The following is a 446-nucleotide window of genomic DNA, read 5'->3' as shown; positions in this document are numbered from 1 at the left end:
CTTTCATTAGCCATTAATGCCATCGCGGAGAGTTCATCACGCAATTTTATCGATGGTTGCTGAGGGGCTAAACGTTTCGTGATCTGTTGTGAAAACCAAATGAAGGGGCTTAAAGCCCAAATCATCCAATGCAATACATTGGCAGAGATAGGTGCTAATTGACGCCAATAGGTGGCACCCAAGGTTTTGGGGATAATCTCAGATAAGACTAAGATAGCTAAGGTTAGCAATGCCGAAAATAATCCCAGCCACTGGTTACCAAAAACAAAGCTTGCCTGAGCACCAGCACTTGCTGCACCGACGGTGTGGGCGATGGTATTTAAAGTGAGGATTGAAGCTAACGGGCGATCAATATCTGCTTTTATCAGCGAGAGTTTTTCAGCACTTGGGTGATCTTGCTGTCGTAATTGAGCTAGGTAGCTTGGAGTGATACTGAGCAGTACAGC

General features: G+C 45.3%; 1 protein-coding gene. It reads right to left on the bottom strand.

Annotated elements, in window-relative coordinates; genetic code table 11:
• Window positions 1–446: DUF21 domain-containing protein (locus tag AC3DE3_RS17375; protein WP_488370868.1), on the bottom strand; the 446-nt coding region annotated here is incomplete at both ends.

The organism is Dietzia sp. IBK-p2-16D (genome assembly GCF_057773085.1).
Note: the sequence above shows the minus strand (reverse complement) of the source record. Positions and strands in the feature narration are given on the sequence as shown.